The 15342-nt window shown below is 63.5% G+C and carries 15 protein-coding genes and 1 pseudogene; 10 read left to right on the forward strand and 6 right to left on the reverse strand.

From position 1 onward, the window contains the following. Positions 1-5: 5 nt before the first annotated feature. Positions 6-410, reverse strand: coding sequence for a cupin domain-containing protein (locus FJ964_RS25725; RefSeq protein WP_140553046.1), 405 nt, complete (start codon positions 408-410; stop codon positions 6-8). A 130-nt stretch (positions 411-540) separates the two neighbouring features. Between FJ964_RS25725 and FJ964_RS25730 the strand changes: the two genes are divergently transcribed. The 6 genes from FJ964_RS25730 to FJ964_RS25755 all read left to right on the forward strand — a co-directional run bounded on the left by FJ964_RS25730 (position 541) and on the right by FJ964_RS25755 (position 5525). Then, positions 541-1332: an ABC transporter ATP-binding protein gene (locus FJ964_RS25730; RefSeq protein ID WP_140553047.1), complete on the forward strand. Its 792-nt coding sequence runs from the start codon at positions 541-543 to the stop codon at positions 1330-1332. Next, positions 1325-1852 (forward strand): DUF559 domain-containing protein, encoded by a 528-nt coding sequence (locus FJ964_RS25735; protein ID WP_224713379.1) that lies wholly within the window; start codon positions 1325-1327, stop codon positions 1850-1852. Before FJ964_RS25730 ends, FJ964_RS25735 begins: the two co-directional genes overlap by 8 nt. Beyond that, entirely contained in the window at positions 1853-2731 is an 879-nt protein-coding gene (locus FJ964_RS25740) for an ABC transporter permease (RefSeq protein ID WP_140553050.1), read from the forward strand. Next, positions 2728-3882, forward strand: a complete 1155-nt coding sequence (locus tag FJ964_RS25745; RefSeq protein WP_140553051.1) for an ABC transporter permease — start codon at positions 2728-2730, stop codon at positions 3880-3882. Before FJ964_RS25740 ends, FJ964_RS25745 begins: the two co-directional genes overlap by 4 nt. A gap of 38 nt (positions 3883-3920) precedes the next feature. Continuing rightward, positions 3921-4892 (forward strand): ABC transporter substrate-binding protein, encoded by a 972-nt coding sequence (locus FJ964_RS25750; protein ID WP_140553053.1) that lies wholly within the window; start codon positions 3921-3923, stop codon positions 4890-4892. Positions 4893-5075: 183 nt separating this feature from the next. Further along, positions 5076-5525 (forward strand): CHRD domain-containing protein, encoded by a 450-nt coding sequence (locus FJ964_RS25755; protein WP_140553054.1) that lies wholly within the window; start codon positions 5076-5078, stop codon positions 5523-5525. 81 nt (positions 5526-5606) lie between these two features. Here FJ964_RS25755 and FJ964_RS25760 read toward each other — a convergent pair whose 3' ends face one another. The 3 genes from FJ964_RS25760 to FJ964_RS25770 all read right to left on the reverse strand — a co-directional run bounded on the left by FJ964_RS25760 (position 5607) and on the right by FJ964_RS25770 (position 9438). After that, positions 5607-7256, reverse strand: coding sequence for a thiamine pyrophosphate-binding protein (locus FJ964_RS25760; RefSeq protein ID WP_140553056.1), 1650 nt, complete (start codon positions 7254-7256; stop codon positions 5607-5609). Continuing rightward, positions 7253-8425 (reverse strand): CaiB/BaiF CoA-transferase family protein, encoded by a 1173-nt coding sequence (locus tag FJ964_RS25765; RefSeq protein WP_140553058.1) that lies wholly within the window; start codon positions 8423-8425, stop codon positions 7253-7255. The genes FJ964_RS25760 and FJ964_RS25765 overlap by 4 nt, the downstream gene beginning before the upstream one ends. A gap of 80 nt (positions 8426-8505) precedes the next feature. Then, the gene (locus FJ964_RS25770) at positions 8506-9438 is read right to left on the reverse strand and encodes an alpha/beta hydrolase (RefSeq protein WP_140553059.1); all 933 of its coding nucleotides are present in this window, start codon (positions 9436-9438) and stop codon (positions 8506-8508) included. Between the two features lie 188 nt (positions 9439-9626). On the opposite strand from FJ964_RS25770, the gene FJ964_RS25775 reads away from it, so the two are divergent. From FJ964_RS25775 to FJ964_RS25790, 4 genes are all read left to right on the forward strand, one after another. After that, entirely contained in the window at positions 9627-10634 is a 1008-nt protein-coding gene (locus tag FJ964_RS25775; protein ID WP_140553060.1) for a ribonuclease, read from the forward strand. Positions 10635-10811: 177 nt separating this feature from the next. Further along, positions 10812-12461: an energy-dependent translational throttle protein EttA gene (gene ettA, locus FJ964_RS25780; protein ID WP_140495150.1), complete on the forward strand. Its 1650-nt coding sequence runs from the start codon at positions 10812-10814 to the stop codon at positions 12459-12461. A 47-nt stretch (positions 12462-12508) separates the two neighbouring features. Next, positions 12509-13276: a trans-aconitate 2-methyltransferase gene (gene tam / locus FJ964_RS25785; RefSeq protein WP_140553061.1), complete on the forward strand. Its 768-nt coding sequence runs from the start codon at positions 12509-12511 to the stop codon at positions 13274-13276. Positions 13277-13483: 207 nt separating this feature from the next. Then, complete coding sequence (locus FJ964_RS25790; protein WP_140553063.1) at positions 13484-14605, forward strand: beta-ketoacyl-ACP synthase III; 1122 nt, start codon at positions 13484-13486, stop codon at positions 14603-14605. Between the two features lie 17 nt (positions 14606-14622). Here the strand turns inward: FJ964_RS25790 and FJ964_RS31550 are convergent, their stop codons facing one another. Both FJ964_RS31550 and FJ964_RS31555 read right to left on the reverse strand, forming a co-directional pair. Beyond that, positions 14623-14769 (reverse strand): hypothetical protein, encoded by a 147-nt coding sequence (locus FJ964_RS31550; protein ID WP_224713377.1) that lies wholly within the window; start codon positions 14767-14769, stop codon positions 14623-14625. 53 nt (positions 14770-14822) lie between these two features. After that, a pseudogene (locus FJ964_RS31555) lies at positions 14823-15188 on the reverse strand (isoprenylcysteine carboxylmethyltransferase family protein); the annotation flags it as partial. Between the last annotated feature and the right edge of the window lie 154 nt (positions 15189-15342).

A 15342-nucleotide genomic window follows, 5' to 3' on the forward strand; every position in this document is an offset into this window, starting at 1 on the left:
CAGCGTCAGGCGACCAATGCATCCAGTTCCGGCAACAGGACAACGCTTTCCTGCTCTTTGGGATCGGTGCGGGCAATGACGGCCGAAGACGGGGCCCCGCTCAGATTGGCGGGCAGATGCGGCACGCCGGCCGGAATGTAGAAGAGGTCGCCGGCTTTGGCGACGATGTGGTTCTCAAGCCGGTCGCCGTACCAGGTATGGACCTCGCCGGAGAGCACGTAGATCGCCGTTTCATGGTTCTCATGCAGATGCGCCTTGGCGCGGGCGCCGGGCGGCATGGTGAGCACATGCATGCAGATACCAGATGAGCCGACCGACTCGGTGGCGATGCCGGCGAAATAGGTCAATCCCTGCTTGCCTTCATAAGAGCTTTCAGGGCGGATAAGATGGCAAGTGGGTTTAGGCGACATCGGGGAAACTCCGGGCGTCGAACAAGTGGAACAAGACCAATGGGACTGGGCGAGTGGAAAACAACATCGCGATAAAAGCAATCGGAATCGGGCAGGCGCCGCAGGGGCAGGAACAGGCAGGCCGCGGCCGATGACGGGGATTTCGCCAGCCGTCGTCGCGGCAAGCAAGCTTGGCCTGACCTTCCAGACCAATGACGGGCCGGTACAGGCGCTGTCCAATGTCGACCTGACCATCGGCAAGGGTGAGTTCGTTTCCTTCATCGGGCCGTCGGGCTGCGGCAAGACGACCTTGCTGCGGGTCATCGCCGATCTTGAGAAGCCGACCTCGGGGACCATTTCGGTCAACGGCATGACAGCAGAACAGGCACGCGAGAAACGCGCCTACGGCTACGTCTTCCAGGCCGCCGCCCTGTTTCCCTGGCGCACCATCGAGCGCAACGTCGCGCTGCCGCTGGAGATCATGGGTCTGTCCGGGGCGGAGCAGGGAGAGCGGATCAGGCGCACGCTCGACCTCGTCAACCTTTCCGGCTTCGAGAAGAAGTATCCTTGGCAGCTTTCCGGCGGCATGCAGCAGCGCGCCTCGATCGCTCGCGCGCTCGCCTTCGATGCCGATCTTCTGTTGATGGACGAGCCTTTCGGCGCGCTGGACGAGATCGTGCGCGACCACCTCAACGAGCAGTTGCTGGAACTGTGGGCGCGCACCAACAAGACCATCTGCTTCGTCACCCATTCCATTCCGGAAGCCGTCTATCTGTCGACGCGCATCGTGGTCATGTCGCCGCGACCGGGCCGCGTCAGCGACGTCATCGAGTCGACGCTGCCGAAGGAGCGGCCGCTCGACATCCGCGAGACGCCGGAGTTCCTGGCGATCGCCGCGAGGGTGCGCGATGGCTTGAGGGCAGGGCACAGCTATGATGATTGAGGGGGACGGGTTTCCTCCTCTCCCCAACGGGGAGAGGGTGGCTGGAGCGAAGCGGAGGTCGGGTGAGGGGGCGGCGCCGACGGATCCGACCAAGAGAAAGGTCGGTACAACCGCTCGCGCCCGACAGCTCCGATTCGACGAAACCGGGGCTGAATACCGGCTTTGGGGCGAGTTGAGAGGGCGCCACCTCAACGGCTACAAATGTGTTCGGCAAATGCCGCTCGGCCCTTTCTTCGCTGACTTTGTTTGTCGCAAGGAATGGCTGATTGTCGAACTTGATGGCAGCCAACATGCGGATTCACAAACCGACCCCGCAAGGACAGCTTGGTTGAACGGACAGGGCTATTCGGTTCTCGGGTTCTGGAACCATGAGGTTTTGGCCGAGCGCCGAGCGGTCCTTGATACGATCTTGGCTTGCCTCGACGGAAAGATTTCTACCCCCTCACCCGACCTCCGCTTCGCTCCGGCCACCCTCTCCCCGTTGGGGAGAGGAGGGCGCCCAACTGGCGAGGCCCGCTAGATGGACACTTTCCGTTCCAAGCTCATCCCGGTCACCTCGATCCTCGCCGGCGTGGTCGTGCTCTGGTACGTCTTCGCCGTCATCCTCAACACGCCGTTCCAGCGTGATCTCGACAGCCGTGCCAATGAAACGCCCGGCATGACAGAATTCATCGGCAAGACGCTCTCGCAGCCGAAGCCGACGCTACCGGCGCCGCACCAGGTGGCGGTGAACTTCTTCGAGAACACCTTTTTGCGCAGCGTCACCTCCAGCCGCAGCCTGGTCTACAACGCCTGGGTGACGTTGTCCTCGACGCTGCTCGGCTTTGCCTTCGGCACGGCGCTCGGCATCGTCATCGCGGTGGGCATCGTGCATGTGGCGACGCTGGACCGCAGCCTGATGCCGTGGATCATCGCCTCGCAGACCATCCCGATCCTGGCGGTGGCGCCGATGATCATCGTCGTGCTGGCGGCGATCGGCATTACCGGCCTGATCCCGAAGGCGATGATTTCGACCTATCTGTCGTTTTTCCCGGTGACGGTGGGCATGGTGAAGGGGCTGCGCTCGCCCGAGATCATGCATCTAGACCTGATGCACACCTATAATGCCAGCCGTGCGCAGACCTTCTGGAAATTGCGCGTGCCGGCCTCGGTGCCGTTCCTGTTCACCTCGATGAAGGTGGCGGTGGCGGCGAGCCTCGTCGGCGCCATTGTCGGCGAACTGCCGACGGGTGCTGTCGCCGGCATCGGCGCCAAGCTGCTCGCCGGCGCCTATTACAGCCAGTCCATCGATATCTGGTCGGCGCTGGTCGCCGGCTCGATCGTCGCCGCGCTGCTGGTCATGGTGGTCGGCATTGCCGGGCGCCTCGTCGACCGCGCCATGGGCGGGAGGCCGGCATGAACCGGCTGAAACCTTCCTGGCAGGCGGTGCTGGCCATTGTGCTGTGCGTGGCGGGGCTTGCGCTTGGCGCGATCGCCGCGCCAAAGGTGGATCCGCTGGCGCAGCCCGCAGGGACGTTGATGCATCCCTATGCAGCGACGGGCTGGCTGATCTTCGACGTGCTTCTTCTCTCGGCCTTGATCTCGATGGCCAGAATACCGTCCATCGTCGAAGCTGTCGTGCTTTTCGTCGGCGCCCATCTCGCTGCCTGGCTGCTTATCTCGGGCATCGCCGGTTTCGAAGGCACCGCACTGGCGCCTTACTTCCTGCTGCTCACCGCCGCCTGGCTGCTTGGCTGGCGCTGCGTCGCGGTGCTATCGGGACTGCACCCCACGGAAAGCTGGATGCGCACTGCGCTACGCCTGATCATCCCCGCCATCTTCGGCGCCTGGATCCTGATCATCTGGGAAGCGGTGACGCGTGGCGCCGGCATCCCCTTCATCCTGCTGCCGCCGCCGAGCGCCATCGCCGCGCGCATCGCCAGTTCGCTGCCGATCCTTGGCGCCGATGTCCGGCAGACCATCTTCAAGGCGGTGATCTTCGGCTATGTCGTCGGCAGCGGGGTCGGCTTCGTCACGGCCATTCTCGCCGACCGGGTGCCGTTCCTGCGGCGCGGCCTGCTGCCCATCGGCAACATGGTCTCGGCGCTGCCGATCATCGGCGTGGCGCCGATCATGGTGATGTGGTTTGGCTTCGACTGGCAGTCCAAGGCGGCTGTCGTCATCATCATGACCTTCTTTCCGATGCTGGTGAACACCGTCGCCGGCCTGTCCGCCTCCGGCCACATGGAGCGCGACCTGATGCGCACCTATGCGTCCGGCTACTGGCCGACGCTTATCAAGCTCAGGCTGCCGGCCGCCGCTCCCTTCATCTTCAACGCGCTGAAGATCAACTCGACGCTGGCGCTGATCGGCGCCATCGTCGCTGAGTTCTTCGGCACGCCTGTCGTCGGCATGGGCTTCCGCATCTCGACCGAAGTCGGGCGGATGAACATCGACATGGTCTGGGCCGAAATCGCAGTTGCAGCCCTTGCGGGTTCGGTCTTTTATGGCGTGGTCGCTCTTGTCGAAAGAGCCGTCACGTTTTGGCATCCCTCTGTCCGTGGTGGATAGGGGCGGTGGGTTTGGGCACTAACTCCAGAGGGAAAAAAATGAAAAGACTGTTTATTCCTGTACTGGCCGGCGCGATGTCGCTGGCCGCGTTCCAGGCAATGGCTGCCGACAAGGTAACGTTGCAGCTGAAATGGGTCACGCAGGCCCAGTTTGCCGGCTATTACGTTGCCAAGGCGAAGGGCTTCTATGAGGCCGAGGGTCTCGACGTCGACATCAAGCCGGGCGGTCCCGACATTGCGCCCGAGCAGGTGATCGCCGGCGGCGGCGCCGATGTCATCGTCGACTGGATGGGCGGCGCGCTGGCAGCCCGCGAAAAGGGCGTGCCGCTGGTCAACATCGCCCAGCCGTTCAAGAAGGCCGGCATGGAACTGGTCTGCCCGAAAGACGGCCCGATCAAGACCGAAGCGGACTTCAAGGGCCACACGCTCGGCGTCTGGTTCTTCGGCAACGAATATCCGTTCTACGCCTGGATGAACAAGCTTGGCCTCAAGACCGATGGCGGCCCGGACGGCGTCACCGTTCTCAAGCAGAGCTTTGACGTGCAGCCGCTGATCCAGAAGCAGGCGGACTGCATCTCGGTCATGACCTACAATGAATACTGGCAGCTGATCGACGCCGGCTACAAGCCGGAGCAGCTCACCGTGTTCAACTACTCGGCGATGGGCAACGACCTGCTCGAGGACGGGCTTTATGCCTCGGAGGACAAGCTCAAGGATCCGGCCTTCGAGGACAAGATGGTGCGTTTCGTGCGCGCCTCGATGAAGGGTTGGAAATATGCCGTCGATCACAACGACGAAGCGGCCGAGATCGTCATGGACGGCGGCGGCCAGGACGAGAACCACCAGAAGCGGATGATGAGCGAAGTCGCCAAGCTGATCGACAATGCCGACGGCAAGCTCGATCCGGCGACCTACGAGCGTACCGCCAAGGCGCTGCTCGACCAGAAGATCATCACCAAGGAGCCGAAAGGCGCCTATACAACCGCGATCACCGACAAGGCGATCAAGTAAGCCTCGAACTGGCCTCGTGACGGGGCTCGATGGCTGATGTGGAGGGGCGGGCGACCGCCCCTTTTTCATGTGGCCAAATCACAAAAGCGTGTGCCTGGATACATTGCGGCGGCCGAGCGTTGCGTCGAAGGCATGCGCGTGCGGGGAGCCACGACGGATGCGACAGCCAAACGGAGGTTCTTCATGCGTACACAGACCGTCTTGCCTATGCTTTCGGCGGTGGCCATTTCGACCGCTTTCCTGTTCGCATCGCCAGCCCTAGCCGACATGGTGAAGTTCAAGGCGACGCTCGATGGCAGCCAGCAGAGCCCGCCCGTCACCACCAAGGGCAAGGGAACCGCCACATTCACCTTCGACACCGCCAAGAAGAAACTCAGTTGGAACGTCAAATATTCCGGCCTCAGCGGGCCGGCGACGGCCGCGCATATTCATGGCCCGGCGGCGATGGGGGAAAATGCGGACCCCGTAATCCCGTTCAAAAAACTCAAGAGCCCGATCAAGGGGTCGGCGACATTGACGGATACGCAGGTGACCGATCTGGAGGCCGGCAAATATTACGTCAACATCCACACCGCCGCCCATAAGGACGGCGAGATCCGCGGTCAGATCGAAAAGGCGGCGGCGTCGATGTAACGCGCCGTCGCTCAGGGGGCGCCCGTATTAGCTTGAAAGCTTTGCGGGCAGCGCCCCCTCTGTCCTGCCGGACACCGACCTTCAGACCTTGTCTCTTATCTGCGTCATCGTGCGGGTCGGCGTGATTGCCTCCGGATCGAGCCTGATCTCGACGATCGCCGGCTTGCCGCTAGCGCGGGCGCGCTCGAAGGCAGGGGCGAAGTCGGCGGTCCTCTCCACCGTTTCGCCATGGCCACCATAGGCACGCGCCAGGGCGGCGAAGTCCGGATTCTTGAGGTCGGTGGCGACCACCCGCCCGGGGTATTCACGCTCCTGGTGCATGCGGATGGTGCCGTAGATGCCATTGTTGACAACGATGACGATGATCGGCAACCCGTACTGCACGGCGGTCGCGAATTCCTGCCCGTTCATCAGAAAGCAGCCGTCGCCGGCGAAGGCGACCACGGTGCGATCCGGGAACAGCGCCTTGGCTGCGACAGCGGCAGGCGTGCCATAGCCCATCGAGCCTGAAGTAGGCGCGCCCTGTGTGGCAAAGCGGCGGAAGCGATGGAAGCGGTGCACCCACGTGGCGTAGTTGCCGGCGCCGTTGGTCAGGATCGCGTCGTCGGGGAGCACCGTTTCGAGATAGGTCATGATCGGCCCCATCTGGACGGCGCCCGGACCGCTTTCCGGCGGCGTCGACCAGTCGAGATAAGCGGCGTGCAGCTTTGCCGTATCCGCCGCCCAGCCCGGCGATGCCGGTCCCTTCCGTTTGGCGAAGGCGCGCACGAAGGCGGCGGGCGAGGCGTTGATCGCAAGCGTTGGGCGGTAGACGCGGCCGAGTTCGCCGGCATCGGCATGGACATGGACCAGCATCTGGTCGGGGTAGGGGCTTTTCAGGAGCGTGTAGTCAGAGGATGGCATTTCGCCCATGCGGCCGCCGATCAGCAGCACCAGATCGGCCTGCTTGATCGCTGTCGCCAGCTTAGGGTTGATGCCGATGCCGACATCGCCCGCATAGTTCGGATGCAGATGGTCGAACAGCATCTGGCGGCGGAAGGAGCAGCCGACCGGCAGCGACCACGCCTCGGCGATGCGGGTGATTTCCTGAACAGCCTGGAAATCCCAACGTGTGCCGCCCAGGATCGCGATCGGCCGTTTGGCGGCATTGAGCAGCGCCTCGAGCCGGTCGAGTTCGGCTTCGGCGGGGCTGGTCTCGACCGGGGTGTAGGCGAGCGCGACCGGTGCGTCGACCACACTGGTCAGCATGTCTTCCGGCAGCGAGATGACGACAGGCCCGGGGCGGCCGGAGGTCGCCACGGCAAAGGCGCGGGTGACGAATTCGGGAATGCGCGATGCATCGTCGATCTCCACCACCCATTTGGCGATGTCGCCGAAGAACCTGACATAGTCCACTTCCTGGAAGGCCTCGCGCTGCTTGGCGTGGCTCGCGACCTGGCCGATGAACAGGATCACGGGAATCGAATCCTGCATGGCGATGTGGATGCCGGCGGACGCGTTGGTGGCGCCGGGGCCGCGGGTGACGAAGCAGATGCCGGGTTTGCCGGTGAGGCGGCCTTGGCAGTCGGCCATCATGGCGGCGCCGCCTTCCTGGCGACAGACGATACTGCGGATCGATGAATCGTGCAGCGCGTCGAGCACCGCAAGATAGGATTCGCCTGGCACGCAGAAGATACGGTCGGTGCCGTTGGCCTCGAGCGCGTCGACGATCAATTGTCCGCCGGTTTTCATTTTGCTCTCTCCAGTTCGGCAAGGATTTCGTCAGTATGTTCGCCCAGGCGGGGCGAGGGGCGCTCATAGACGAGCGGTGTTTCGGACATGATCATCGGTGCGCGAACCGAGGGCAGAAGATTGCCATGGCCGTCGTCGAGGTCGAGCCGCATGCCGCGCGCGATCGCCTGCGGGTCGGCGAACATCTGTCCGATCGTGTTGATCGGGCTCGCCGGCACGCTAGCCGCTTCGAGCTTGGCCAGCAGAGGGTCGCGATCCCTGGTCTTCAGCGCCTCGACGATCCGCTCGCGCAGCTTCACCCGGTTGGCGACGCGGGCCGGATTGGTGCCGAAATCGGGATTGCCGGGCAATTCGTCCAGGCCGACCACCGCGCAGAACCTGGCGAACTGGCCGTCATTGCCGACCGCCAGGATGATGTGGCCGTCCCGGACCGGCAGCACCTCGTAGGGCGCGATGTTCATATGCGCGTTGCCCATCTGCACCGGCGACTTGCCGGAAACGAGATAGTTGAGGTTCTGGTTGCCGAGCGCCGAGATCTGGGTGTCGAACAATGCCATGTCGATGTGCTGGCCTTCGCCAGTTTTTTCGGCGTGGCGAAGGGCCGCCTGGATGGCGATGACGGAATAGAGGCCGGTAAAGATATCGGAGATGGCGACGCCGGCCTTTTGCGGCTCGCGTCCGGCCTCGCCGGTGATCGACATCATGCCGGCCATGCCCTGGATGATGAAATCGTAGCCGGCGCGCGGCGCGTAGGGACCGTCCTGGCCGAAGCCGGTGATCGAGCAATAAACGAGGCGCGGATTGATCTTGCGCAGGCTGTCATAGTCGAGCCCGTATTTCTTCAAGCCGCCAAGTTTGAAGTTCTCGATCAGCACGTCAGCCGTTCCCACCAGCCGGCGCACGGTTTCGGCGCCCTCCGGCGTGGAAAAATCGATGGCGATGGAGCGCTTGCCGCGATTGCAGGAATGATAATAGGCGGCCGACAGGTTCTCGCCATCCTTGCCCATGACGAAGGGCGGACCCCATTTGCGGGTGTCGTCGCCGCCATCGGGGCTTTCGACCTTGATGACGTCGGCGCCGAGATCGGCAAGCAACTGCCCGGCCCAGGGCCCGGCCAGGATGCGGGCGAGTTCGACGACGCGGACGCCTTTCAGCGGGGGCTCAGCCATAGATCACCAGAATTGGTCGGAACCGAAGCCTCTATCAACAGAGATTGCCGCTGTCACGGTTCTTGCAATGGGCCAACGCTTCACCGCTTCAGGACCGTCTCTGCCCATGCCGCGAAATCGTCCATGACGATGTCGCGATTCACCTCGTTCAGGCTTTCGTGGCGGGTTTCGCTGTAAACCTTTGAAACGAGATTCGAAAAGCCCATTTTGCGCATGCGTTGGGCAAGATGGGTGATCGCCTTGCCATGATCCGAGGCAGGGTCTTTTTCACCCCCCACTACGCTGACGGGAAGATCGCGCCGAACGCCGGCAAAAGCTGCGTCCCTGCCGCCACGGAGCGCCATCTGGACGACATCGCGCCACATCGACACCGAGGCGTCCCAGCCGCATAGCGGGTCGGCGATGTATTTCGCCACCTCCGCCTCGTCGCGTGACAGCCAGTCGAACAAGGTCCGGTGGTTGGGCACCGCCTTGCCCCAGGCCTGGAAGGTGAGTTTCGGTAGCAGGCGCGATGGGACATCCGAGCCGAGCCGCATCCTTTCCCAGGCAAGGATGCCGAGTGCCACCTGCCCGAGCAGGCCAGCCGAAAAATTGCCGTTCCAGATGGCGGCGGCATGAACGCGGTTCGAATGCGCCAGGAGGAAGTTCAGCGCCACGGAGGCGCCCATCGAATGGCCGAACAGGATGACGGGCAGGCCCGGCTGCTCCCTGGCGATGAGATCATGAATGGCGCCGACATCGGCTATGACCTTGGCGGGGCCGTCCTCATGCGCGAACCTGCCCAGCGGTGCGTCGGGCGCTTTGGTCGCGCCATGGCCGCGATGGTCGTGGACATAGACATGGAAGCCGCGCGCGCCCAGGAAATCGGCAAATCGGCCATAGCGCGCCGCATGTTCCGCCAGCCCGTGATTGATCTGGATGACGGCGTGTGGATGGCCGTCGGCCTGCCGGACCAGAAGATTGAGGTCGGCGCCGGTCGGCGAACGGACCATGCGCTGCTGGCTGAATAACATTCAGTGATTTCCACCCTGGCCCGCCTCGGTGGCGCCAGCCTTGTTTGCGCCGGGGCCGGTTCAGCGTCAATCCGCCATTCCGGATTTCTCGCGATGATGTTTCTTGCGTCTGGCCGGTGGAATATCGCAATTCTGACATGGAGACAGCTTCAGTCTGTCGCCCACCATTTTTCAGCCAGGGATTCCCCATGCGCATTGCTGTTGTTTTCGGATTGGCAATTTCGGCGGCATCATTGACGGGCGCGGCCCATGCCGACGTCAGGATGAGCGGCACCTTTGTTGCCGATGCCTCATGTCCGGCAACGCAAGCCATCAAGAACGGCAAGAATCCCGGCAATGTCTCAACCGATGCCGGCCAGAGCTATCAACTTCTGGCGGGCAACAAGGATGCGCCGACGCATTATCTCATCTTGGTACCGAGCGCGGATCCGGATCGGCGCTGGGTGAAGGTCAGTTGCGGACATCTCTCCGGCAGCAGCGCAGCAACGCTGCCGGCGACCCCCGGCGGGCAGGGCAAGCCGGCGGCGTCGGGAAAACCCGAATATGTCTTCGCGCTGAGCTGGCAGCCGGCTTTTTGCGAGACCAAGTCCAGCAAGAGCGAATGCAAGGCGCAAAACCCGAACGAATTCGATGCCAGCAACTTCACCTTGCACGGCCTGTGGCCGCAGCCGAACGGGAATTTCTATTGCCAGGTACCGGCCGGGGACAAGGCCAACGACAGTCCGGCGCACTGGAAGGATCTTCCGCCGGTCAATTTGGACGCCGGCACGCGCACGGAACTCGACAAGGTCATGCCGGGCACTGCTTCGCAGTTGGAGCGGCATGAATGGATCAAGCACGGCACCTGCTACGGCAAGAACCAGCAGGAGTACTTTTCCGACGCGCTCAGCCTGATGCGTGCGGTGAACGGCTCGGCGGTGCGCGACCTCTTCGCCAAGAACATCGGCGGCAAGCTGACGGCGGATCAGATACGCGGCGCCTTCGACCGGGCTTTCGGCGCCGGCGCCGGCGATCGCGTGCGCGTTTCCTGCGTCATCGATCCGTCGAGCGGGCGGCGGCTGATCGGAGAGTTGACGCTCGGCCTCGCCGGTCCGATCGGCCCGAACAGCTCGCTCAAGGACCTGCTGCTGGCCTCGGTGCCAACCAACAAGGCCGGTTGCCCGACCGGAACCGTCGACGCGATCGGGTTCCAGTAGATCCTGAGCTCATTCCAGCCGGGAGGCAGGCCGGGGCAACGCCAATGCCCGTTGTTAGTGCGGCCTGTGATCGGTTCGATGCGGCGAAAGCGATTGCCGTTCGGCCCCGCATCGCCTACATAGCGGCCAACCTCCATTCAAATCGACGAACAAGTCAGTTTTTCAGGGAAAGCGCGCGTGGCACGCCAGTTCATCTATCACATGTCCGGCCTGTCGAAGGCCTACGGCACCAAGAAGGTGCTCGATAACGTTCATCTGTCCTTCTACCCGGACGCCAAGATCGGCATTCTCGGCCCTAACGGTTCGGGTAAGTCGACCATCCTGCGCATCATGGCCGGGCTCGACAAGGAGTTCCAGGGCGAGGCGTGGCTGGCCGAGGGCGCGACCGTGGGCTACCTGGCGCAGGAGCCGCAGCTCGACAACAGCAAGACCGTGCGTGAAAACGTCATGGACGGCGTCGGCAGGAAGACCGCCATCATCGAGCGCTATAACGAATTGATGATGAACTATTCCGACGAGACGGCCGACGAGTCGGCCAAGCTCCAGGACGAGATGGATCGGCTCAATCTTTGGGACCTTGAGCAGCAGGTCGAGATGGCGATGGACGCGCTGCAGTGCCCGCCGGCCGATTCCGAGGTGACCAATCTGTCGGGCGGCGAGCGCCGCCGCGTGGCGCTGTGCCGGCTGCTCCTGGAACAGCCCGATCTGCTTTTGCTCGACGAGCCGACCAACCATCTCGACGCCGAGACCACGGCGTGGCTGGAAAAGCACCTGCGCGATTATCCGGGCTCGGTGCTGATCATCACCCACGACCGCTACTTCCTCGACAACGTCACGGGATGGATCCTCGAGCTCGATCGCGGCCGTGGCATCCCTTACGAGGGCAACTACACCAAATATCTCGACGCCAAGGCCAAGCGCCTGATCCAGGAAGGCCGTGAGGACGACGCCCGCCAGAAGTCGATCTGGCGCGAGCGTGAGTGGATCCAGTCCTCGCCGAAGGCGCGCCAGACCAAGTCCAAGGCCCGTATCAAGGCCTATGAGGAACTGGTCGAGCAGTCGCAGAACCGCAAGCCCACCGACACGCAGATCGTCATTCCGTCGGGCGAGCGCCTCGGCAATGTTGTGATCGAGGTCGAAGGGCTCACCAAGGGCTTCGGCGACGAGCTTTTGATCGAGGACCTGTCGTTCAGGCTGCCGCCGGGCGGCATCGTTGGCGTCATCGGCCCGAACGGCGCCGGCAAGACGACGCTGTTCAAGACCTTCACCGGCCAGGAGAAGCCGGACGCCGGATCGATCCGCATCGGCGAGACGGTCAAGCTCGGCTATGTCGACCAGAGCCGCGACGCGCTGGATCCGAACAAGACGGTGTGGGAAGAAATCTCCGGCGGTGCCGAAGTCATCAAGCTCGGCAAGCACGAGGTCAACAGCCGCGCCTATTGCTCGTCCTTCAACTTCCGTGGCGGCGATCAGCAGCAGAAGGTCGGCAACCTTTCGGGCGGCCAGCGCAACCGCGTCCATCTGGCCAAGATGCTCAAAGGCGGCGGCAATGTGCTTTTGCTCGACGAACCGACCAACGATCTCGATACCGAGACGCTGAGCGCGCTCGAAGATGCGCTGGAAGCCTATGCGGGCTGCGCGGTCATCATCAGCCACGACCGCATGTTCCTCGACCGGATGGCGACTCATATGCTCGCCTTCGAGGGGGACGCGCATGTCGAATGGTTCGAAGGCAATTTCGAGGAATATGAGAAGGACAAGCTTCGCCGCCTGGGTGCGGAAGCGGCGGCCCCGCACCGCATGACGCATAAGAGGCTGACGCGGTAAAGGTTTGCGAAGGCGGCGGATTTCTCAAGACGATATGAGGAGCTTAGATGGCTGATTGGTCCGCCGCCCAATATCTGAAATTCGAGGACGAGCGCACGCGGCCGGCGCGGGACCTGGTCGCCCAGGTTCCGGTGGATTTTCCGCGCCGTGTCGTCGACATCGGCTGTGGGCCTGGCAATTCGACCGAATTGCTGGTCGAGCGCTGGCCGGATGCCGAGGTCAGCGGCTTCGACACCTCACCCGACATGATCGAGAAGGCGAGGACGCGCCTGCCCAACGTCACTTTCGATCTGGCGGACGCTGCCGCATGGCAGCCTGAGAAGCGGGTCGACGTCATCTTCGCCAATGCCGTGTTCCAGTGGCTGCCGGAACATCCTGATGTCTTCCGACGGCTGATGGGGTTTCTGGCGCCTGGCGGCGCGCTCGCCGTCCAGATGCCCGACAACATGGGCGAGGATTCGCACCGCCTGATGCGTGAGACGGCCGCCGAAATGCCGTTCGCAGCCAAGATGAAGGGCGCGGCGCGCGCGCCGCTGCCGCCGGTATCGTTCTACTATGATCTGTTGTCGCCGCTCTCGGACCGGCTCGACATCTGGCACACGGTCTACAATCATCCGCTGGCCGATGCCGAAGCGATCGTGGAATGGGTGAAGTCGACGGGCCTGAAACCTTTTGTCGATCCGCTGGGTGCGGATGAGCGCAAGATGTTCCTCGACAGCTACACGGCCAAGATCGCCAGGGCCTATCCCAGGACGGCTAATGGCAAGGTGCTGTTGCGTTTTCCCCGCATCTTCATCGTCGCCAAGCGGGCTTGAAGATGGCTTGGTACGGTTCGTGCGCGGCCGCCACGACGGCGCATGCTGGAACAGCCCGCAGACGAACACCAAACTGTGCGCATGGTGAGGGGACGCGGCAACCGGTTTAAGCTGGCATAAACCGGCTCAATGCGACAAGGGTTGCGCCGGGCCTCCCTAGCGCCCACATCAAAGCCCCTGAACGCCTGCGGATGGGACGGACTGAACATGCATCGCGTCATCATCAGCGGCATCGGCGTCGAAATCCCCGAGCCCGAGATCAGCAATGAGGAACTGGTCGCCAGCTTCAACAACTGGGTCGACACGGAGAACGCGCGCCGGTCGGGCACGGACCAGCCGCTGCTGCAGAAATCGGACAGCGATTTCATCGTCCACGCCTCGGGCGTGCGCAGCCGTCATGTGATCGAGCGCGAAGGCATACTCGATCCGACCCGCATGGCGCCGCGCATTCCCGCACGGCCGGACGATGCGCTGTCGCTGGAGGCCGAGTTCGGCATCGCTTCGGCCCGCAAGGCGCTTGACCATGCCGGGCTGACGCCGTCCGATATCGACCTGGTGATCTGCTCGGCCTCGCACCACCAGCGGCCCTATCCGGCGATCGCCATCGAGATGCAGCAAGCCCTGGGCACCAAAGGGGCGGGGTTCGACATGGGGCTCGGCTGCTCCTCCGCCGCGGCGGCACTGCACATGGCGGTCAATCTGGTGCGCGCGGGCGCGCATAAGCGCATCCTGGTGACGACGCCGGAGATCATCACCGGCCATCTCAATTTCCGCGACCGGCAGACGCATTTCATCTTCGGCGACGCCTCGGTGTCGATGGTGGTCGAGGGGCTGGCACTCGGCGAGAAACGGCCGGGACGTTTCGAGGTGCTCGACACGCGTATCTGGACGCAGATGTCGAACAACATCCGCACCAATCTCGGCTATCACACCCGCACCGCACAGGACGATCCCTACAGGATCGATCTGGAGGGCAACCTCATCAAGCAGGTCGGCAACAAGGTGTTCAAGGAAGTCACCGTCGCCGGGCACAAATTCATCGTCGAGTTCCTGGCCGAGCACGGCCTGACGCCGCAGGCGGTGCGACGCTTCTGGCTGCACCAGGCCAATGCGCGCATGAACGCCATGATCCTGAAACTGTCATTCGGCCACGAGGTCGATCATGACCGCGCGCCCATGGTGCTGGAGCGTCTCGGCAACACGGCGGGCGCCGGCGCCATCGTCGCGTTGTCGGAGAACCATGCCGACATGAAGGCGGGCGACTTCGGGCTGATCTGCGCTTTCGGCGCGGGGTATTCGATCGGCGGCGCGCTGCTGCGGATGCTGTAGGACGGGCGCTTGCCGCTTCAGGCCGGCGGGAAGGGAACCAGCATCGGCACGCGGCGCGCGTAATCGTCATAGGCGGGCCCAAGCTCGCCGCGCAGGAAACTTTCCTCCAGCCTCGCCTTGACGACGATCCCGGCAAGCAGCAGGGCCGCACCCGCGACGCCCATACCGTGCCCTTGACGGCCATGGTGGCAAAGATCGAAAGCAGCAGGCCCGTATAGATCGGATGACGGACAAGCGCGTAAGGACCGGTGTCGATGACGCGATGATCGGCCTTGGCGGTTACCGTGCTGGACCACAGCCGGCCGAGATGCAGGCGGGCCCACCATGCAAAGGCGATGCCGATGGCGATCAGGGCGACGCAAATCCAGGCTTGGGGTAGCGTGAGTGTCCAGAGCCGAAGCCGGCCCACATAGCCGTGCGCCGGAACGAACAGCAGGACGGTACCGGCGAGCCAGAGAACCCGATATCGTGCCTCCGCCCCGAAATCCGCCCGCTTGCGCACGGGATCCGCCCATGAAGCGGCAAGGATCCACGATACCAGCCAGGACAACCAGAGCGCGGCAACGGCGTGTCCCACCTGCATGACCCGAACCTCCTCCCGATCTGGCGCCCTCGTCTATGCCGGCGGCGCGGCGGCAATGCGGCGCGCTTTGGGCGGCAACTGCGTTTCCGGCAAGAAAGTCGTGATCGGCATCAAACGGCCTGATCGGATCATCAGCGCTTTCGACTGGACCGCA

Origin of the sequence: Mesorhizobium sp. B2-3-2 (assembly GCF_006442295.1) — a bacterium.
Classification (GTDB): Bacteria; Pseudomonadota; Alphaproteobacteria; order Rhizobiales; family Rhizobiaceae; genus Mesorhizobium.